Consider the following 19,391-nt stretch of genomic DNA (forward strand, 5'->3'; position numbering starts at 1 on the left):
GCCGTTGGCGTTGTGTCGGGTGGGTATTGCGCCGGTCGTTCAAAGCATGCCTTCGATCGGCATGAACCGGAGCATGTACACCTCCAGTCGGCGTTTCGTGCTGGCCTTGGGGTCGCGATGATAGTTGACCAGCTTGCCGTTTTCGCTGTCCTGCCATTGCATGCGCCCGCCGTGCGGTTCGCTCAGCGTCACGTGGTAGGCGCTGTTGGGCTGGATGGCGGTGTCGAAGAAATTCGTCACCGCCACGGCCAGCGCCGGGCAGTCGACGATGAGGCCCATTTCGGTGTTGAGCAGTTTCGAGCGCTGGTCCATGTTCATCGAACCGATGAAGACCAGCTGCCCGTCGACCACGATCGCCTTCGCGTGCAGGCCGACGCCGGAGGATGTGCCTTTCGAGGTCGCGGGCTGTTCCCCGCTGGCGGCGGCGGGACGCAATTCGTACAACTGCACACCGCCTTCGAGCAGCGCGCGGCGGTAGCGCGAGTAGCCCGCATGCACGGCGGCCTCATCGGTGGAAGCGAGCGAATTGGTCAGCACCTTTACGGTCACGCCGCGGCTGACCATGTCGGTGAGGTAATGCGTGCCGTCATCGCCGGGGATGAAGTAAGGCGAGATCAGCAGCACGTCCTGCTTCGCCTGATCGGTCATCGACTTGATCTGCGGGCCGATGCGCAACGCACGCGTTTCTTCCTTGCTGGCATCGATCTTTGCGGGCTGGTCGGCGACCAGCGTGGCCGAGCCCCAGAACCATGCACCGGGACGATCGCCGGAGGGGCCGTTGGGCAGCTTGTCCAGGGTCGCCTGTGCGTAGTCGCTCTGCGCGAACTTGCGCGCGTCGCGGCCCAGGTCCACGCGTAGCTGCGCCAGGTCGTAGTGGCTGGCGTGCTTGCCCTGAAAGGCCTGGACCGGCAGTGCGGCGTCGCAGTTCCAGTATTCGTCGAACGCATGCGAGGCTTGTTTCACCACCGGTCCGATCGCGATCAGATCGAGGTCGCGGAAGTTGGTGTCGTTGCTGGCGTCGAAATACGCATCACCGATGTTGCGACCTCCGACGATCGCCACGTTGCCGTCCACGATGTACGACTTGTTGTGCATGCGACGGTTGAGCCGGTGCGCGTCAAGCAGGAACTGCGTGGTCTTGGATACGAGCGACGGCTTGCGCGTATGGAACGGGTTGAACAGGCGGACTTCGATATTCGGGTGCGCATCCAGCGCGTCCAGCATGTCGATGGCGTTCGTCGCACTGATGTCGTCGACCAACAGCCGTACGCGCACACCGCGATCCGCCGCTGCCAGCAGATGCTGCGCCACCAGACGGCCGGTCGCGTCGTTGTTGAAGATGTAGTACTGCAGGTCGATCGAATGCTGCGCGTGGTCGGCCAGCGCGACGCGGCTCATCAGCGCGTTGTTGCTGAGCGTCAGCAGACGGAAGCCAGACTCGTCGACGTGCTGGTTCGCTTCGGCACGTATGTAACGTCCGCTCGGTGTGGTGGTGGCCGGAGGCAGTGCTTTCGATGGCTGTTTGACATAGTCGGTGCGCAGCGTGGAGCAGGCACCCAGCAGTCCGACCATCATCAGAGTGGCGATGACGCCCGTATGTCGCGCTTTCACTTTCACGTGGGTGTCCTTCTCTCCAAACGGGATCCAGAACGGCCACCGCGTCACGCGTGCGTCCATCTTGGAGACGCAAACGCCATTACGCTGGCCCGATGGCTGGATCCGGATTCGGGCACGTTGGCACTGTGCCCCCAGGTTTGTGAACGTGGCGCGAGACAGGTCGCTGCCCGGTTCAGTTCCTGACAGTTACCCGGCGATACAGCCCGTCGAAGCTGGTCTGCCAACTCTTGCCGTTGTCGGTCGAGTTTTCCCAGTGTTGTCGCACGCTGCCGTCGTTGTTCGGGGTCCAGGTGATGCGCTCACGCTGGACGATGCCGGTTTTCGGGTCTGGTCTGTCCTGGCGACCCTCAAGCACCATCGCACCATTGACCAGGTTGCCGCTCAGCATCAGTCGGGTGCCGCCATTGTCGACCCAGTACTGTTCCCAGCGATCCAGTGCGGTGTTGTAGATGTTGAAACTCTTGCCGTTGCTGCCACCGGCACCAGTCCAGTTTTCCATGATGACGCAGCCGTCGAGGATGGCATCAATGCGGCTGTGTCCTGCAGCCTTGCCGGCCGGGTTGGTGACATCCCACTCACCGATCCAGAAATTGAACTGGTGGTGCTTTGCGTCGGTGCATGTCGCTGCCCTGGCTGCCGGCGGTGGTGCACTGGATGCTGCTGTCTGTGTCCATGCGGGCGAGGACAGTACGAGCAGGCACGGCAGCAGATAGCGGATCGGAGACGACATGTCGGTGAGCTCGTTGGAGAGTGGCGCCAGCATCCGCTCAGACGGGGCGATGGGCATTCTGCGGTGCAACAGCAGCGCGTCAGTTCAATGGCGCCATCATCACCAGTTTGTCGACGGCGTAGCCGCGCTGTTGCACCCGTTGCCTGATGCTTTCGAACAGCTCGCGCGGCATTTCCTCATGGCGAGAGAGTATCCACAGGTATTTCCGGTTGGGGCTGCCGACCACGGCCCACTGGTAGTCGGCAGCGACCTCGATCACCCAGTAGTCGGCCCACGCCTGCGGCAGCCAGGTCAGCCATGCGGGCACAAAACGTACCTTGAGCGCGGCGGGCTGGTCCGGCGTGATCTTCGCTACGCCATCGACGCTGGCGATGCCATCGCTGGTACGACAGGTGTTGTGCACGTGGATGCTGCCATCAGGATTAGGTGTGTAGGTGGCGATGACGGCGTCCAGACACTTGCGCTGGAAATACATCGGCAAATGCGCGATCTCGTGCCATTGGCCGGTATAGCGCTGGAGATCGAGCACAGGTACCGGCTGGTTGGGCAGCGTGACGGCCATCGCTGCAGGCAACGTAGTGGTCAGTAGTGCTGCCAGCAGCAGTGAACGGAGCATGCGGTTTTCCTCGCGCGATGATGCAGCGTATCAGTGCGTTCACGAGGATGGGTGAACAGACTGGGCGTGGAGGTGAGTGCCGCCTGCGCGGAACTTGGTTCAAACATTCCAGTCACGGACTGTCGACCCGGAGGCCTCTATATCTGGATGCGCCTGCAATGCTGCAGTGGCAAAGAGGACACAGCGTGGACAAGAATCGCACCGAGGGTACCAAGCACGAAGTCAAGGGCGCCGTGAAAGAAGTGGTCGGCAAGGTCACCGGCAACAAAGCCAAGGAAGTCGCCGGCAATCTGGAAAAGAACGCCGGAAAAATCCAGAAGGCAATCGGCAAGGCCGCCGATGATGCACGACACGCTGCGGACAAACGCAACCATTAGTTCTGGCGTGCATGTCGTCCACCCATTGAATAGGGTGTGGCGGTGTCGAGGAAGCGGGCGCCTGGCGGCGTCCGTTTTTTGTCTGGTCTGAGGGATTTATTGATGAAGGGTAGCCCGCACGCCGGCCTGGGCATACCATCGGCTTCCTCCGCATCCACCACTTCCCAGGAGATCGCGTGCAGCCGATCATCTCTGTCAGACAGCTCAGCAAGACATACGCCACGGGATTCCAGGCACTCAAACAGATCGATCTGGAAATCCGCCAGGGCGAGATCTTCGCACTGCTGGGTCCGAACGGTGCCGGCAAGACCACGTTGATCAGCATCATCTGCGGCATCGTCAATCCAAGTGAGGGCATGGTGCTGGCCGATGGGCACGACGTGGTGCGCGACTACCGCGCGGCGCGCGCGAAGATCGGCCTGGTGCCGCAGGAACTGACCACCGACGCGTTCGAGACGGTGTGGAACACGGTCCGTTTCAGTCGCGGCCTGTTCGGCAAGAGCGCGAACCCGGCGTATGTCGAGAAGGTGCTGAAGGATCTGTCGCTGTGGAGCAAGAAGGACAGCCGGCTGAGGACACTGTCCGGCGGCATGAAGCGGCGCGTGATGATCGCCAAGGCGTTGTCGCACGAGCCGCAGATCCTGTTTCTGGACGAGCCCACCGCCGGCGTCGACGTGGAGCTGCGCCGCGACATGTGGGCGATGGTGCGTGCGCTGCGCGCCAGCGGCGTCACCATCATCCTGACCACGCATTACATCGACGAGGCCGAGGAAATGGCCGACCGCATCGGCGTGATCAACAAGGGCGAACTCATCCTGGTCGAGGACAAGGCCGAGCTGATGAACAAGCTCGGCCGCAAGCAGCTGACACTGCAGTTGCAGAGTCCGCTGCAGGCCATTCCGGCGGCATTGTCCGGCTATGCGCTGGAACTGTCGGCCGACGGACACCAGCTGGTCTACACGTTCGACGCGCAGGGCGAGCACACCGGCATCGATGTGCTGCTGCGCCGGCTCGGCGAAGCGGGTATCGATTTCAAGGACCTCAAGACCAGCCAGAGTTCGCTGGAGGATATTTTCGTGAACCTGGTGAGGGAACGCGCATGAACATCTATGCCATCCGCGCGATCTACTTTTTCGAAATGGCACGCACCTTGCGCACGTTGCTGCAGAGCATCGTCTCGCCGGTGATCTCCACTTCGCTGTACTTCGTGGTGTTCGGTTCGGCGATCGGTTCGCACATGACCGCGATCGGAGGGGTCAGCTACGGCGCCTTCATCGTGCCGGGACTGGTGATGCTGTCGTTGCTGACGCAGAGCATCTCGAATGCCTCGTTCGGCATCTACTTCCCGAAGTTCGTCGGCACGATCTACGAGATCCTGTCGGCGCCGGTGTCCGCGTTCGAGATCGTGGCCGGCTATGTCGGTGCGGCGGCGAGCAAGTCGATCATCCTGGGTCTGATCATCCTGGTCACCGCGCGGCTGTTCGTCACGTTCGAGATCGCGCATCCGCTGTGGATGCTGACCTTCCTGGTGCTCACCGCGCTGACCTTCAGCCTGTTCGGATTCATCATCGGCATCTGGGCGGACAACTTCGAGAAACTGCAGTTGGTGCCCTTGCTGATCGTGACGCCGCTGACCTTTCTCGGCGGCAGTTTCTACTCGATCCACATGCTGCCGCCGTTCTGGCAGAAGGTCACCCTGTTCAATCCAGTGGTGTACCTGATCAGCGGTTTCCGCTGGAGCTTCTACGGTGTGTCCGACGTCAGCCTGGGCATCAGCGTGGGCATGACCCTGATATTTCTCGCCGTGTGCCTCGCGGTGGTGTGGTGGATCTTCCGCAGCGGCTATCGGCTGAAAACATAAGCGGAGAGAAGCTCAGGTCAGTACGGTATGCGCGTGGAACGGCAATAGCGTGGCGCCGGTGCGCGCAACTGCTGGCTCCGCCAGTGCCAGCTGTTCCTTGCTGGCGTCGAGCACTACCAGAATGCGGCCTGCCGCAATCTCGTCCTTGAACTTGCGGCTGACCACGTCGGGTACCTCGAAGCCGACCAGTTCACCGATCCAGCTGCCGAACACGGCGCCTGCCACGGTGATCGCCGCCGCGCCGGCGAAAGTCACGCCCAGCGGTGGTACGGCTACGGCGATGAGCCCCAGCAGCAGGCCGGTGCCGCCGCCGCAGGCACCGCCACGCAGCGCGGCGGGATAGAAGTCGTTGCGCCCCTGCATCAGGTGATCGGGGATTCTTTCCAGCTCGATGTCTTCGCGCGCAACCAGCGAGATGTCGCGATCATCAATGCCGGCTTCCTGCGCTGCGGCCATGGCGGTTCGCGCGGCGGTCAGGTCGGGCGTGCTGAAGACGCATCGGGTTTTCATAGATGCTCCCTCCGTGTGCCGGCTTGGCATCAGTCGCGCCGGGCAATCTCGGTTCGGGTGTGTCGCGCGGGCACAGGCCGGTAGTGACTGATTTTTGTCGCAACGGCGTCACCGGCATGTGACCGTGTTGTTATCGGAGAGATACCGGCCAGGTCAGCATCGGCCGGCCGTTTGTTCAATGAGCCCGTATCGGCACGCCATTCGCCATCACGTCGCCGCGCCGATAGCTCAGCAGGCGGCCGCGGAACGGCGCGATGTCGCGTGCATCGAAACGGCTGCGCAGTTCGATGACGGTGAAACCCTGATCGGCGAGTGCGCGGGTGAACGGTGCGCTGTTGCCGCGGCCGGGGTCGGTGATCAGCACCTCGGCGTCGGGCAGGGCGTGTCGATGCACCATCGCGGCGAGCAGGTCGGCGTGTCCGCTCTCGTACAGGATGTCGCTGCCGATGATCAGGTCGAAGCGGCCCAGCGTGACATCGGGCACTTCCCAGCGCAGGTCGCAGTAAGTGATGGCGAGCAGCCGATTCTGCGCGCTGTTGTGGCGCAGGAACGATTCGGCCAGTGGATGGTGATCACTGGCGGTGATGTCGGCACTGCGCTGCTGCAGCACCAGGCTGGACAGGCCCAGTCCGCAGCCGAGTTCGAGGATGCGCTTGCCGACGATGTCGTGCGTGCACATTGCCTCGGCCAATACGCGGCCTGCCGGCCACACCTGTCCGAACAGGCTCCACTGCGCGGACGAGATGCCGATGCGGTCAGCTTGCTGATGCGGATCGGCAAACTGCTGCAGGTCGCTCAGTGCGCGGATGCGGTAATCGTGGCCGCCAAGGCAGACTACGAGTTCGCGAGTGGTATAGCCCGGCATGGGGCGCTCCCGTGAGGGCATCGTCCCGTCGGCAACACTCGGCCAGCGGGATGAAGCGTGAGGTGGGAGCGGAACGGCGATTGCCGTCGCGGCGCTGAAGAGGATCGGTAGCACGACCATCCTATCTGCAATGCCTGTACGAGATGGTCAGGCCGGTTCAGCTTGGCGCGGGATGAACGAATGGCGCACAGGCAAGTCAAAGCCCCGATGAGACACAGAACGGGAAAGCTCGTGAGCAAACAGGCATCGGCAGGTAGCTGGATCGGAGCGGTGGTCGTGGTATTGGGCGTCGTGGCGGCGGGCGCGTATCTGGCACACAAGGCCATGCATCCGACTACGCCGCAGACGGAGTCAGCAGCTCCGGCATCGACTGCCATCAGCGCTGCCAGCGAGCAGATCCAGCATCCGATCGAACAAGCGCAAGCAGGGCCGGTGGCTGCCTCGACCGCTGCGTTGCCGGCACTGGATAACAGCGATGCGAGCGTCGCCGCCGCCCTTGCCGTACTGGCTGGCGGTGGTGACCTTTCGTCACTGCTGGTGCGCCAGCAGATCATTGCGCGCATCGTGGCGACCATCGATGCGCTGCCGCGTCGCGGCTTGAGCACCTACATGCTGCCGGTGCATCCGCCGAAAGGCGCGGTCATTACGCAAGACAGCAATGGCACGACGGTGATCGGCGCGCAGAACGCTTCACGCTACGCGCCCTATATGCGGATCATCGAAGGCGCCGATCCGCAGGCGCTGGTGGCCTGGTACGTGCACACGTATCCGTTATTCCAGGAAGCCTATCGGCAACTGGGCTATCCGAAGGGCTACTTCAACGACCGGCTGATCGTGGTGATCGACGATATGCTGACTGCGCCGGAACCGACCCAGTCGCCTACGCTGGTGCATTCGAAGGCGTATTACGTCTATGCCGATCCCACGCTGGAATCGCTGTCGGCCGGACAGAAGTTGCTGCTCCGCGTCGGCCCTGCCAATGAGGCGAAGATCAAAGCCCAATTGCGCGCGATCCGCGCGCGCTTGATCGGGCAGACGCTGCCTTCGGCATCTGCCTCGACGGAATAAACCTGACCGCGAACGCCGTAGTAGACAGCGCTCCCCATTCCACCGGCATACTTGCTTGGTAGAGGCGGCAGGGCCGTCGATCATCAACGTGCATGGGATGGTTCGATGAGCATCATTCGCGAGAGCAAACATTTCGATGGCACGCGCAACGCGGTGCGGCCACTGGAGCGCATCCACAACGTGCGTGAGGCGGCCAGGGATTTCCGGCGCGAGCTGCTGGCGCAGTCGAAGGTATTGTTCTACCGCTCGTTCGAGCTGGTGCGGGTGCCGTATCCGACCAAGTACGCCTATCTCAATGCCTTCAATTCGTTCTCGCCGTACCTGCATCTGGTCAACCGGTTGTTCGTGATCCAGTTCCAGTCGGCCGAAGGCATCAAGACCCTGCTGGCCTCGCCTTCGGACTGGGAGCACCAGAAGGAGACGCCGTTCTTCACCCAGCTGGGCAAGCAGAGCGGGCCGTTCGAGAGCATGGTCGAACGCCTGATCTTCCGGAAGACCAACACCGTACTGAACTGCCTCGCCAGCATCGGCCTGCGCCCCGAAGATGTCGATTACCTCACCTACGACCACCTGCACACGCAGCGGGTGACGCGCTGGCTCGGCGACGACGATCAACCGGCGATCTTCCCCAACGCGAAATTGCTGGTGATGCGCGAGGAGTGGGAGAGTGCGCAATCGCTGATCCCATGGCAGAACCAGTGGTATTGCCCGGACGGCATCAAGCACGTGCCGGCGAACAAGGTGGTGCTGCTCGATCGCGACGTGTTTCTCGGTGAGGGCGTGGCGCTGGTGCGCACCAAGGGACACACCGAAGGCAATCATTCGATTGTCGCTTCCACCGACGGCGGTATCCATGTCACCAGCGAGAACGGCGTGTCGCTGGACGCGTACGCGCCGCTGCATTCGCGCGTGCCCGGCGTGGCCGAGTTCGCCCGCTATACCGGCGCGGAAGTGATCCTCAATGGCAATACGGTGGAATACGGCGTGGATCAGTACATCTCGATGATCCAGGAAAAAGAAATCGCCGGGCCATCGCCACGTTTCGACGGTTATCCGAACATGGCGCCCAGCTCGGAAGCGCAGGGGCACTGGCTGTTTCCGCGCACGCATCCCACCGTCAGTGTGGGTGATCTGCACTACGGCACGTTGCAGCTGCCGACGCGTGCGTAAGCGGCGTGGCCACCTTGTACGGAAACTGAAAAGATGAAGACTTATCTCGTCACCGGTGCTGCCTCCGGCATCGGCGCACAACTGGCCATGGCGTTGCTGCAGCGTGGCGAGCGTGTCTGCGCGGTGGACATCAATCCGGCGCCGTTGGAATCCCTGAAGGCATTTGCGGCCACACCCGAACAGCTGTGGGTCACCTCGCTGGATGTGCGCGATGCATCAGCGTGGGATGGCTTGCTCGACCAGCTGAAGCAGCGCTGGGGCCAGCTCGACGTGCTGGTGAACGTGGCCGGCGTACTCAAGCCTGGCTATTGCCATGAGTCGACCGCGGCCGAAGTGGACTTCCATATCGACATCAACACCAAGGGCACCATCCACGGCACCCGCGCGGCGGCACGGCTGATGAAGGCGCAGGGCCACGGCCATATCGTCAACATCGCCTCGCTCGCCGGTATTGCCGCGATCCCCGGCCTGTCGCTGTACAGCGCGTCCAAGTTCGCAGTGCGCGGCTACACGTTGGCGGTGGCGCAGGAGCTGCGCGATAGCGGGGTCAAGCTGACCGTGGTTTGTCCCGATGCCGTGCAGACGCCGATGCTGGATCTGCAGGTGGACTACGAACAGGCCGCACTGACATTCTCCGGCAGCCGCTCGCTGACCACGCACGAAGTCGTGGACGCGATCCTCGATCGCGCACTGACCCGGGCGCCACTCGAAATCACCTTGCCGGCCAGCCGCGGCTTCGTCAGCAAACTGGCCAGCTTCTTCCCTGGCTTGAGCGCGCTGGTGCTCGATGGGTTACTCAAGAAGGGTCGACAGAAACAACAGCAGGCCAAGCAACACTAGTCGGGCTTTGCTCCTTACGAAGGCCGGGATGGGTCGATCTTCAACATTCCACGCGTGTTACATGGCATCCATGGTTACTCGAAAATCCCCAACCGATATTCCACAGCTCGACCTGCTCGGCGACGCATATGCCAGGCCTGCCGAGGTCCATCGCCTGTTCCTCGCGCTGATTCCCGATGAGTCGGTGCGTGCCCGCCTAGCCGCTGCGGCAGACACGCTGAAGATCCAGTGTCCGGAACTGCGCGCCCGCTGGGTCAATCCCGCCCGTTATCACGCCACGCTGCATTTCCTCGGCGATCACTCGATGCTGCAGCCGGACATCGTCGCCGCTGCGAAAGCAGCAGCGGACAGCATCCGCATGGCGCCTTTCGAGTGGACGCTGGATCACGCAGCGGGTTTTCATGGACGCCAGCCGCCGTGTGTATTGCGCAGCTCGCTGGTTCCCGAGCCGCTGCAACGGTTGTGGCAGGACCTGCGTCGCGCGTTACTGCTGGCCGGGCAGGGTGGGCATCTGGAGCGAACGTTCACGCCGCACGTCACGCTGGCCTACAGTCACGCCGTGCTGCTGCAGTCTACGGCGATTGGGCCCGTGATGTGGCAGGTTGATCAGCTCGCTCTGGTGCACAGAGTGACGGGGCGGTCAAACCACGAAGTGCTCGCGTGCTGGCCTTTATGGAGAGCGTAGTAATTTACGCAGGTCGATCTGTGACAGCTGGCGCGTTGCTTCCACCGACGTGATTTTGATTGCAGCAGGTATTTTTCAAGCGTATAAAATTACGATATTGTTCTATCGGGGTCGGGCATGGCCGGCGCCGTATGGTTGAAGTTTGTTCAGCAGCTTTCATCAGATTCGGAGGATTCATGAAAAGGCAGGGATCAGCAAAAATTTGCATTGCGTTGGCGATGGTTGCGTCATCGCCATTTATTGGCGCTGTGGCACAAAGTATCACGCCGGAAAACGTGACTAGTTCGCCGCTCTATTTTCCAAATATCGACAAGAACCATGATGGCTTCATCAGCCGCTCCGAGCTGCCGAAGGATTTGCACGATCTGCGTGCGCATTTCGATCAATATGACCTGAATAAGGATCATCGACTTTCGTCTGCGGAATACAGCACCTACCTGAAAACGCTGGCTGCCGGGGCTTGCAATAGCGCACGGCAAAGCACGACGGAAGCAAATTGCAGTCAAACTTCTGGTATGGGGTCACAGCCGGATGCTCGGCCCGACATGGGAACGGTGTATTTGCCCCCTCCGCCACCTCCGAGCGGAGGGCATTGATGGTCTTCACTGCTCAGGGATATTTCTTTCCATCCTTGTGCGTATAGCCTGCGGGCTCCGGATCGATATGCAGGTCGATGTCGGAATAGCTGCAGGTGTCGTCGGCACAATGGGGGTCGATATCCAGATAGACGGCCACAATTGCACCACGGTTGATCATGTGGTGGTCGTCAAGCACGTTTCTGCGGAAAGCCGCACTATCACCGGCGCGCAGCAACTGCTCGCCGGCTCCGGTCACCAAGGTCAATTCTCCCACCAGGACGTACACGAATTCCTCCTCGCGGGAGTGGCAGTGCGCTGGCTCGACCACACCTCCGGCGACAGGTGCACCAGGTGGACGCTGAAATCGGTCAGGCCCCAGCCTTGCCAAGTCCCTGCCTGATGCGTCCGCTCGCGGGCTCATCGAAAGGTGCCGAAGAGTCTGAGCCGGTGCGTTCAGGGGCAGCAGACACATCAATTTTTGGCATGACGATCTTCATGCGACGGCGAGATGCCAGCGGACAACTATTGTGCAGTCACAGAGGGTGTAGCGCGTTCGCGGTGGGGCTTGCTGGTCAGCTCGTTTTGACACGACTCGAGCCGGAATGGTCCAGCCGGCTCATCAACGTAAGGCAGGCTTCGTCTATGACGCGTTTCTGCGTGGCCTTGTTTGGCGCCGGTTGCCACGCGATCACCGAATGCCAGTAAATACTGGACTTCAACATCGCCATGAATATATCGGCGATGGCGCGCGGATCAACCTTGCCCAGCTTGCCGGCCTTGCCGGCCTCGCTGAACCAGCGGAACAGCCCGTTTTCCTTCTCGCCGAACTGCGTCATCAGGGTCAGGCTGCGTTCTTCCGAGCGCATGCACTCGACCATCAGCACACGGCTCAGTCGAATGAAGTCGGGATCGCAGATCAGCTGCATTTCCAGTTCGGCGATTTCGCGCAATTGCTCGGCGAAGTCGCGCTTCTTGTCGTAGTGCAGTTTGCCGAGCGGTTCGACCCGCTCGATCAGCAGCTGCAGTACCGCCTCGAACACCGCATCCTTGGATGGGAAGTGCTTGTACAGCGTGCGCTTGGAGACCTCGGCGCGGGTGGCGATGGATTCCATGCTGGCGCCGGCCAGCCCTTGCTCGGCGAGTTCGGCGATGCCGGCGTCGAGCATGGCGTTGCGCTTGTTGAGGCTGCGGTTCAAGAGCGGCTCCTGCGAAGTACACGCGGTAGTTTACTTTCTTTCAACGTCGGCATAAAGTACACGACATCGTTTACTTGTTGAGGAGTCCCATGATGGCAACCAGCTTGATCATTGTCGGTGTGCTTGGCCTCGTGGTCGCGGCGTGGCGTGTGCTGACGCATCGTGCGCCGGTGGAGGCAGACCATGCCGGCGCGGTCGCCTGGCGCAACGGCCGCTTCCGCAATGTGGCGGATACCCGAGCCGGCAGTCTGCGCGCCGTGATGCGTGAGTTCTGGCTCAATCGCGGCATCCGGCGCAAGCCACGCAATGCGTTGCCGGTGACGCCGGTGCGCGCCGATGTACTGAGCGGCCCGGCCTCGCAGTCGCTGCGGGTGACCTGGCTCGGTCATTCCACAGCGCTGATCGAGATCGACGGTCTGCGCCTGCTCACCGATCCGGTGTTGAGCGAACGTGCCTCGCCGCTGCCGTTCGCGGGACCGAAGCGCTTCACGCCGCCGGCGTTGACGGTGGCGCAGTTGCCGCGGATCGACGCGGTGCTGCTGTCGCACGATCACTTCGATCATCTGGATCGCCACACCATCCGCGCGCTGGCCGGCAAAGTCGAGCGCTTCTACACGCCGCTGGGCGTGGGCAAGCGGCTGATCGCCTGGGGCGTGGATGCTGCCCGCGTGGTGGAACTGGACTGGTGGCAGCAGGCGAACTTCGGCCCACTGACGTTCGCGGCCACGCCGGCGCAGCATTTCTCCGGTCGTGGCCTGCGTGACGGCAACTCGACGTTGTGGGCATCGTGGTGCGTGCTCGGCACGCGCGAGCGTCTGTTCTTCAGCGGCGACACCGGCATGCACGCGGGCTTTGCGCAGATTGGCGAGCGCTACGGGCCGTTCGATCTCACCCTGATCGAATGCGGCGCGTACAACGAACTGTGGCCGGACGTGCACATGCAGCCGGAGCAATCCATCGCTGCGCATCAGCTGGTTCGTGGTCACACGATGATGCCGGTGCACTGGGGCACGTTCGATCTGGCCATGCATCGCTGGGACGAGCCGGCCGAGCGCATCCGCGCGCTGGCGGTGGAGCAGGGCGTGCGGCTGGTACAGCCGCGACCGGGCGAAACCGTGCGTCCGGATTCCGTTTTGCAGGCACCGTGGTGGCGTGCGTTCGAAACCGACGCGGCACGTGATCACGCACCGAACATCGCTCAGGAACACGCTGCATGAGCGCCTGAATCACGCGGGATTCGCGCCACAGCGATGCCTTTACATCGTCCGCGCTACGATGACGACATCGACGTTGATGTCGCCGGGAGTTCGGTGTGATGGCACGTTGGTCCTGGTTGGGCGCGGTTGCGATTTTCTGCACGGTGTCGATGCAAGGAGGCTCGACCACCGCGCTGCCTGTGCGGGCTGACCGCGCGGCGACTACCGGCATGGTGGCGCAGATCGCGCTGGATGGCCCGATCGGTCCGGCTGCGGCGGAATACTTCGACGATGCCTCGCAGCGTGCGCTGGCCGACGGCGCGGTGGCGATCGTGCTGCGGCTGGATACACCCGGTGGCCTGGCCGATTCGATGCGGCAGATCATCGCCAGCATGCTGGCGTGCAGGCTGCCGGTGCTGGTCTACGTCGCGCCGGGCGGCGCGCGCGCGGCCTCGGCTGGCACCTACATCCTGTATGCCGGGCAGATTGCAGCGATGGCGCCGGCCACGCATCTGGGTGCGGCGACACCGATCCAGCTGGGCGGTACCACATCGATGCCGGGCGCCACTGACAAGCCGGCCGCATCCAGCTCTTCGGTGGAAGACCAGTCGGCCGAAGGCGACGACGCCGAGTCGCACAAGGCACTAAACGATGCGATCGCCTACATCCGCTCGCTGGCACAGCTGCGCGGACGCAATGCGCCGTGGGCGGAACAGGCCGTGCGCGGCGCGGCCACGCTGACCGCCAGCGAGGCGGCGCAACAACACGTGATCGATTTCGTGGCGACGGACGTTGCCGACCTGCTGGCCAAGGCGGACGGTCGCCAGGTGCAGGTGGGCGATCGCAGCGTCACGCTGCAGCTCAAGGGTGCGACCGTGCGCGACTACGCGCCAGGTGCGCGCACACGTTTCCTGGCCATCATCACCAATCCCACCATCGCCTACCTGTTGCTGCTGGGCGGCATCTTCGGCCTGGTGCTGGAGGCGCTGCATCCCGGTGCGATGTTGCCGGGCATCGTCGGTGGCATCTGCCTGCTGGTCGGCCTGTACGCGTTGCAGTTGTTGCCGGTGAACTACGCCGGGCTGGCGTTGATGGCGCTTGGCGTCGGCTTGCTGGTGGCCGAAGCGGTCAATCCCAGCATAGGTGCGCTCGGTGCCGGCGGGCTGGTTTCGTTCGTGATCGGTTCGGTGATGTTGATGAAGGCGGGTGTGCCGGGTTACGGCGTCAACCTCGGCGTCATCGGTGGCCTGGCCACTGGCGCGGCTGCCTTGCTGGCGCTGATCGTCTGGCTGGTGCTCGGGTCGCGACGTGCACATCAGGTCAATGGCGATGTCGTGATGATCACCGAGTCCGGTGAACTGCTGGAGCCGGTGAGCGCTGGCGGCGAGGCCTGGATGATGCTGCGCGGCGAGCGCTGGCGTGTGCACTGCGACAGCGCACTGCCGACTGGCGCGCGAGTGCGTGTGGTGCGACGGCAGGGACTGCTACTGTGGGTCGAGCCAGGGTGATCCATGTGCCCGCAGCCATTGGCGTGCGACAACGGCTCGCCCCGTTTCACGATGATTGCTTGATGATTCAGGGAGATGATCATGTTCGGATTTGTCGGAATACTGGTAGTCCTTGGTGTGATGCTGCTGTTCTCCGCGGTCAAGATCCTGCCGGAGTACCAGCGTGGCGTGGTGCTGACGCTAGGCCGCTACACCGGCACCAAAGGGCCGGGGCTGGTGCTGCTGATTCCTGCAGTGCAGCGGATGATCCGGGTCGATCTGCGCGTAACCGTGATGGACGTGCCGCCGCAGGACGTGATCTCGCGCGACAACGTGTCGGTGCGCGTGAATGCGGTGGTCTACTTCCGCGTGGTGGAACCCGACAAATCCGTGCTGCAGGTGGAGAATTTCCTGCAGGCGACCAGCCAGTTGGCGCAGACGCGGCTGCGCTCGGTACTGGGCCAGCATGAGCTGGACGAGATCCTGTCGCAGCGCGATTCGATCAACCACACCTTGCAGACGATCCTCGACGAGGCCACCGACCCATGGGGCATCAAGGTCGCCAACGTCGAGATCAAGGACGTCGACCTCAACGAGACGATGGTGCGCGCGATCGCCCGTCAGGCCGAGGCAGAGCGCGAACGCCGCGCCAAGGTGATCCACGCCGAAGGCGAGATGCAGGCCGCCGAGAAACTGCGCGATGCCGCCGCGATGCTGTCGCAGCAACCGCAGGCACTGCAGCTGCGCTACCTGCAGACGCTGGCCGACATGTCCAACAACGGTAAATCCTCGACCATCGTGTTCCCGCTGCCGCTGGATCTGATCCGGCCGTTGATGGAGGCGTTTCCATCGAAGCGGGATTCGGGTACAACGGACTGATTTACCCGCACGAGCAAACCACATGGATGCAACACGTTCCTCTGGAAGTCTGGTCTGCGTTGGCCTCGGCATGACCCTCGGTGCCCACCTCGGCCCGCTGGCGCGCAGCCACATCGAACAGGCGGACGTGGTGTTCGCCGCGCTTTCCGATGGCGTGGTCGAGTTGTGGTTGAACAGGATGCATGCGGATGTGCGCAGCCTGCAGCCGTATTACCGAGAAGGCTGCTCGCGCATGGATACCTACTGGCAGATGGTCGGCGCGATGCTCGCCGAGGTGCGCGCGGGCAAGCGGGTATGCGGGGTGTTCTACGGCCATCCCGGCGTGTTCGCCTGGGTGCCGCACAAGGCGATCGAAATGGCCCGCAACGAGGGCTACCACGCGCACATGGAGCCGGGCGTATCCGCCGAGGATTGCCTGTATGCCGATCTCGGCATCGATCCGGGTGCTTATGGCTGCCAGCATTTCGAGGCCAGCCAGCTGCTGTTCTACCAGCGGCGCATTGATCCGACCGCCTATCTGATTCTGTGGCAGGTGGGGGTGGTCGGGGATCAGTCGATGACCCGCTTCTCCACCAACGCGGCGTATCGCCAGGTGCTGGTCGATGTGCTGGCGCGCGACTACCCGTTGGACCACGAGGTGATCATCTACCGCGCCGCCACGTTGCCGATCGAGCGGCCGCGCATCGAGCGGATCGCGCTGGGTGTCTTGGCGCAGGCGAAGATCGGCATGGCCGAGACCATAGTGATTCCGCCGGCGCGCCCCATGCAGGCCGATCCCGAGATACTGGCGCGGCTCAACGCGCTGGATCGAGCCGTTGGCATGCCATCCTGAAGGTGCACGCCCCATGCACTAGCCTCCCCGATGGCGGGCACGCTAAGCTGCTGAGGCTGGTTCAATAGGGGCAATTCAACACGTTGCAGCACGCGTCCATCGACGAGTCTGCGCGCGTGCAGATATATCACTGATCGTTACAGGGGGTGGATCATGTTGGACGTTATCGATTTCATGGAAAGGATGGGCGGAGACGCGCAGCTCTCGCAGGCGTCGCCGAGCGAGTTGACTTTGGCCTTGGCTGACACCGGGATCTCAACCGAACTGCAATCGGCGATGCTCGCACGGGACGCGCAACAGGTTGAGATGCTGTTGGGAACGAAGGCGGTTTGTATGTTGGTGGCACCGCCGGGTCCTCCGGGCTTCGGACCACATCACGCACCGTTTCCGGTAGCGCCACCACCGCCCCTGCCTGAGGAAGAGTGGGAGCAATACCAGGGAGAGCACTGAGTACCGTGCGCTGAGCACGCGATGGCTAGGCGCCAGCGCGTGCCATTGCCTGATTAGTCGGTATCCTGCGGCTGGCGCTTAATGGCGCTGGCGGTGCGCAGGGGCTACACCTTGGCTTGCGGACGTGACACTCAGGTTGGCTTGGCCTGTGCCGGGTTCGGCATGATGCAGGGACGCGCCTTGGTTCGCTGGCGCGCAGCCACATTGAGCAATCGTGCGTGCCGATACATCACTTGAGGTTCAAGGGGGAGTCTTGTCAGACGTTATCGATTTCATGGAAAGGATGGGAGGAGACGCGCAGCTGTCGTTGGCGTCGACGGACGACTTGGCTGCAGCCTTGTCCACGACTGACATTGCACCCGAGCTGCAATCGGCGGTGCTCGCCAAGGATGTCCAACAGCTGGGTGTGTTGTTGGGAACGAAATTGGAGTGCGCCTTGCTGGTGCCGCCTGGCCCACCAGGCCCCCCCGGACCGAGCCCGATGCGGCCTGCGGTACCGCCGCCGCCGCCGGAGGAAGACGGTGAAGACGGAGACCCCACGGATTGTTCCGAACACGATGGTGCCGCCGAAAACCCAGCGCATCGGCGCGAGCCGCCGCGGGCTTAGTCGATGTCCGCATCTGGCACCTGGCGTCGAAGGGTGCTGATCGGTGCGATCGGCGGCGTTGCCCTGTTCGTTGGCGTGGCCTGTGCGGCCGCGCCAGCCAGCAGCTCTGACGATGCGGCGCTGTTGCAGCAGGCCGAGACACAGACATGCACATCGTCGCTTACCGAGCAGTGCGCGAACCTGCTGCATCGATTGGAGCAGGTATCCAGTCAATTGGCACCGGAACAGCGGCAACGCCTGCGTTACCTGCAGGCCTGGCAGGCCGCCTTTGGCGGCAATTACCAGAAATCGGACGCATTGATCGATGGCATCCTGGACGAGTCGCGGGATGCGGATCTGCGCTTTGAAGCCGCTATATTCCGGGTGAACTCGCTGTCGGAACAGTCCCGCTTCGAGGAGGCCTTTCGTCAGCTGAGCCAGTTGGTTGTTTCATTGCAGGAGGGGACGGGCATTGGTCAAGGCAACCAGGAACGAGGCTTTGCTGTGGCTTCTTCACTGTACGCGGAGGCCGGGCAATACGAGCTAGCCTCCTACTACGCCGAGGAAATTTTCAAGCGGGGCCTGGCGCGTGCCGGACACACCTGTGTAGGCGACCATACCCGGATCGCGGCGCTGTACGGTGGCGGCAAGTGGCAGGACATCGAGCCGCTAATCACGCAGGGCATCGAGGTCTGTATCAAGGAACGCAATAACCTCTACGCCAACGGCATCCGCTACTTCGCGGCCAAACTGGACCTCAACCGCGGACACCCCGAGCAAGCGATTGCGTTGCTGCGGAAACACTACCCTGTGGTGCAGCGCGATGGCTATGCGCCGCAGCTCGCACAGTTCGATGCGTTGCTGGCAACCGCTTACAGTGAGACCGGGCAGCTGGAACTAGCTCGTGAATCGGCGCTGGCCGCGGTTGCGCACGGCACCCACAACAGCTATGCCGAGCCCATCAGCACGGCTTACCGAATTCTGTATCAGGTGGCCAAACAGCAGGGTGACGCCGCCTCGGCGCTGACTTACCACGAGCAATACATGGTCGCCGACAAGGGCTATCTGGACGAGGTCAGCGCGAAGGCGCTCGCGTTCCAGACGGTGCAGCAGCAAGTCGTGGCGAAAAAGCTGCAGATCGACACGTTGAACAAGCAGAATCAGATCCTGCAATTGCAACAGTCGCTCGACAAGAGCGCCTCGGAAACAAACCGGCTCTACATCATCCTGTTGCTGACCGTACTGGCCTTCATTGTCTTGTGGACTTACCGGATCAAGCGCTCACAGCTGCGTTTCATGAAGCTGGCTCGCCGCGACGGCCTCACCGGTATCTTCAACCGGCAGCATTTCGTCAGTTCGGCCGAGCAGCAGCTGCAGTACTGCAAGAAATCGGCGCGGCAGGCCTGCCTGGTGCTGATCGATCTGGATCACTTCAAGATCGTCAACGATACGCATGGACATGCGGTAGGCGACCGCGTGCTGAAGCGCGCCGTGGCGGCATGTCAGGAGCATCTGCGCTCCACCGATATCTTCGGTCGCCTCGGCGGCGAGGAGTTCGGCATCGTGCTGCCCGAATGCACACTCGATCAGGCGCTCGGCCGGGCCGAACAGATCCGCGTGGCGATCGCCTCGGCAGCCAGCGGCGAAGACGCGCCTGGCATTCCGATCTCTGCCAGTTTCGGCGTGGCCTCGATTGTCCGCTCGGGTTACGAACTGCGCCAGCTGCTGATCGATGCGGACGATGGGTTGTATCGGGCCAAGCGCGAAGGTCGCAACCGGGTCAGCGTGTGCGACGACACGCAGCCGCGTCAGCGAGTCGCTGGCGTGGCAACCGATCGCGCGTAGGAG

Annotated in this window: 21 protein-coding genes; 14 read left to right on the top strand and 7 right to left on the bottom strand. The window is 62.7% G+C overall.

The genetic code is table 11. From position 1 onward, the window contains the following. Positions 1-39: 39 nt before the first annotated feature. The 3 genes from IE071_RS03775 to IE071_RS03785 form a co-directional block, all read right to left on the bottom strand. On the bottom strand, positions 40-1,617 hold the full coding sequence (locus IE071_RS03775; protein ID WP_308427759.1) for a phospholipase D family protein: 1,578 nt from the start codon (positions 1,615-1,617) through the stop codon (positions 40-42). Between the two features lie 172 nt (positions 1,618-1,789). Next, entirely contained in the window at positions 1,790-2,347 is a 558-nt protein-coding gene (locus tag IE071_RS03780; RefSeq protein ID WP_189439813.1) for a hypothetical protein, read from the bottom strand. 79 nt (positions 2,348-2,426) lie between these two features. Beyond that, on the bottom strand, positions 2,427-2,963 hold the full coding sequence (locus IE071_RS03785) for a lipocalin family protein (protein ID WP_189439814.1): 537 nt from the start codon (positions 2,961-2,963) through the stop codon (positions 2,427-2,429). 185 nt (positions 2,964-3,148) lie between these two features. Here IE071_RS03785 and IE071_RS03790 point away from each other — a divergent pair, with 185 nt between their 5' ends. The 3 genes from IE071_RS03790 to IE071_RS03800 all read left to right on the top strand — a co-directional run bounded on the left by IE071_RS03790 (position 3,149) and on the right by IE071_RS03800 (position 5,201). Continuing rightward, the gene (locus IE071_RS03790) at positions 3,149-3,340 is read left to right on the top strand and encodes a CsbD family protein (RefSeq protein WP_189439815.1); all 192 of its coding nucleotides are present in this window, start codon (positions 3,149-3,151) and stop codon (positions 3,338-3,340) included. Between the two features lie 176 nt (positions 3,341-3,516). Continuing rightward, complete coding sequence (locus IE071_RS03795; protein ID WP_189439816.1) at positions 3,517-4,443, top strand: ABC transporter ATP-binding protein; 927 nt, start codon at positions 3,517-3,519, stop codon at positions 4,441-4,443. Beyond that, positions 4,440-5,201: an ABC transporter permease gene (locus IE071_RS03800; RefSeq protein ID WP_189439817.1), complete on the top strand. Its 762-nt coding sequence runs from the start codon at positions 4,440-4,442 to the stop codon at positions 5,199-5,201. Before IE071_RS03795 ends, IE071_RS03800 begins: the two co-directional genes overlap by 4 nt. 12 nt (positions 5,202-5,213) lie before the next feature. Here IE071_RS03800 and IE071_RS03805 read toward each other — a convergent pair whose 3' ends face one another. Further along, a complete protein-coding gene (locus IE071_RS03805) occupies positions 5,214-5,711 on the bottom strand; it encodes a hypothetical protein (RefSeq protein ID WP_189439818.1) in 498 nt (165 codons plus the stop codon). Positions 5,712-5,886: 175 nt separating this feature from the next. Further along, positions 5,887-6,576, bottom strand: coding sequence for a class I SAM-dependent methyltransferase (locus IE071_RS03810; RefSeq protein ID WP_189439819.1), 690 nt, complete (start codon positions 6,574-6,576; stop codon positions 5,887-5,889). A 231-nt stretch (positions 6,577-6,807) separates the two neighbouring features. Here IE071_RS03810 and IE071_RS03815 point away from each other — a divergent pair, with 231 nt between their 5' ends. The 5 genes from IE071_RS03815 (at position 6,808) to IE071_RS03835 (ending at position 10,935) form a co-directional block, all read left to right on the top strand. After that, positions 6,808-7,644, top strand: coding sequence for a DUF3014 domain-containing protein (locus IE071_RS03815; protein WP_189439820.1), 837 nt, complete (start codon positions 6,808-6,810; stop codon positions 7,642-7,644). 105 nt (positions 7,645-7,749) lie between these two features. Further along, positions 7,750-8,814, top strand: a complete 1,065-nt coding sequence (locus tag IE071_RS03820; protein WP_189439821.1) for an MBL fold metallo-hydrolase — start codon at positions 7,750-7,752, stop codon at positions 8,812-8,814. A gap of 33 nt (positions 8,815-8,847) precedes the next feature. Continuing rightward, the gene (locus tag IE071_RS03825) at positions 8,848-9,654 is read left to right on the top strand and encodes an SDR family NAD(P)-dependent oxidoreductase (RefSeq protein ID WP_189439822.1); all 807 of its coding nucleotides are present in this window, start codon (positions 8,848-8,850) and stop codon (positions 9,652-9,654) included. A gap of 61 nt (positions 9,655-9,715) precedes the next feature. Continuing rightward, positions 9,716-10,339, top strand: a complete 624-nt coding sequence (gene thpR / locus IE071_RS03830) for an RNA 2',3'-cyclic phosphodiesterase (RefSeq protein WP_229792732.1) — start codon at positions 9,716-9,718, stop codon at positions 10,337-10,339. A gap of 176 nt (positions 10,340-10,515) precedes the next feature. Beyond that, a complete protein-coding gene (locus IE071_RS03835; RefSeq protein WP_189439823.1) occupies positions 10,516-10,935 on the top strand; it encodes an EF-hand domain-containing protein in 420 nt (139 codons plus the stop codon). A gap of 13 nt (positions 10,936-10,948) precedes the next feature. On the opposite strand, the gene IE071_RS15820 is transcribed toward IE071_RS03835, so the two are convergent. Both IE071_RS15820 and IE071_RS03845 read right to left on the bottom strand, forming a co-directional pair. Further along, complete coding sequence (locus tag IE071_RS15820) at positions 10,949-11,203, bottom strand: cupin domain-containing protein (RefSeq protein ID WP_229792733.1); 255 nt, start codon at positions 11,201-11,203, stop codon at positions 10,949-10,951. A 286-nt stretch (positions 11,204-11,489) separates the two neighbouring features. Continuing rightward, positions 11,490-12,113, bottom strand: coding sequence for a TetR/AcrR family transcriptional regulator (locus IE071_RS03845; protein ID WP_189439824.1), 624 nt, complete (start codon positions 12,111-12,113; stop codon positions 11,490-11,492). Between the two features lie 89 nt (positions 12,114-12,202). Between IE071_RS03845 and IE071_RS03850 the strand changes: the two genes are divergently transcribed. The 6 genes from IE071_RS03850 to IE071_RS03875 all read left to right on the top strand — a co-directional run bounded on the left by IE071_RS03850 (position 12,203) and on the right by IE071_RS03875 (position 19,388). Then, on the top strand, positions 12,203-13,330 hold the full coding sequence (locus tag IE071_RS03850; protein WP_229792734.1) for an MBL fold metallo-hydrolase: 1,128 nt from the start codon (positions 12,203-12,205) through the stop codon (positions 13,328-13,330). Positions 13,331-13,479: 149 nt separating this feature from the next. Continuing rightward, the gene (locus tag IE071_RS03855) at positions 13,480-14,817 is read left to right on the top strand and encodes an NfeD family protein (protein ID WP_229792826.1); all 1,338 of its coding nucleotides are present in this window, start codon (positions 13,480-13,482) and stop codon (positions 14,815-14,817) included. 81 nt (positions 14,818-14,898) lie between these two features. Further along, complete coding sequence (locus IE071_RS03860; protein ID WP_189439826.1) at positions 14,899-15,675, top strand: slipin family protein; 777 nt, start codon at positions 14,899-14,901, stop codon at positions 15,673-15,675. Positions 15,676-15,697: 22 nt separating this feature from the next. Beyond that, on the top strand, positions 15,698-16,507 hold the full coding sequence (locus IE071_RS03865) for an SAM-dependent methyltransferase (RefSeq protein ID WP_189439827.1): 810 nt from the start codon (positions 15,698-15,700) through the stop codon (positions 16,505-16,507). A 153-nt stretch (positions 16,508-16,660) separates the two neighbouring features. Next, the gene (locus tag IE071_RS03870) at positions 16,661-16,957 is read left to right on the top strand and encodes a hypothetical protein (RefSeq protein ID WP_189439828.1); all 297 of its coding nucleotides are present in this window, start codon (positions 16,661-16,663) and stop codon (positions 16,955-16,957) included. Between the two features lie 610 nt (positions 16,958-17,567). Then, positions 17,568-19,388: a tetratricopeptide repeat-containing diguanylate cyclase gene (locus IE071_RS03875; protein WP_189439829.1), complete on the top strand. Its 1,821-nt coding sequence runs from the start codon at positions 17,568-17,570 to the stop codon at positions 19,386-19,388. Positions 19,389-19,391 lie beyond the last annotated feature (3 nt).

This window comes from Rhodanobacter panaciterrae, from assembly GCF_014651895.1.
In the GTDB taxonomy this organism is placed as follows: domain Bacteria; phylum Pseudomonadota; class Gammaproteobacteria; order Xanthomonadales; family Rhodanobacteraceae; genus Rhodanobacter; species Rhodanobacter panaciterrae.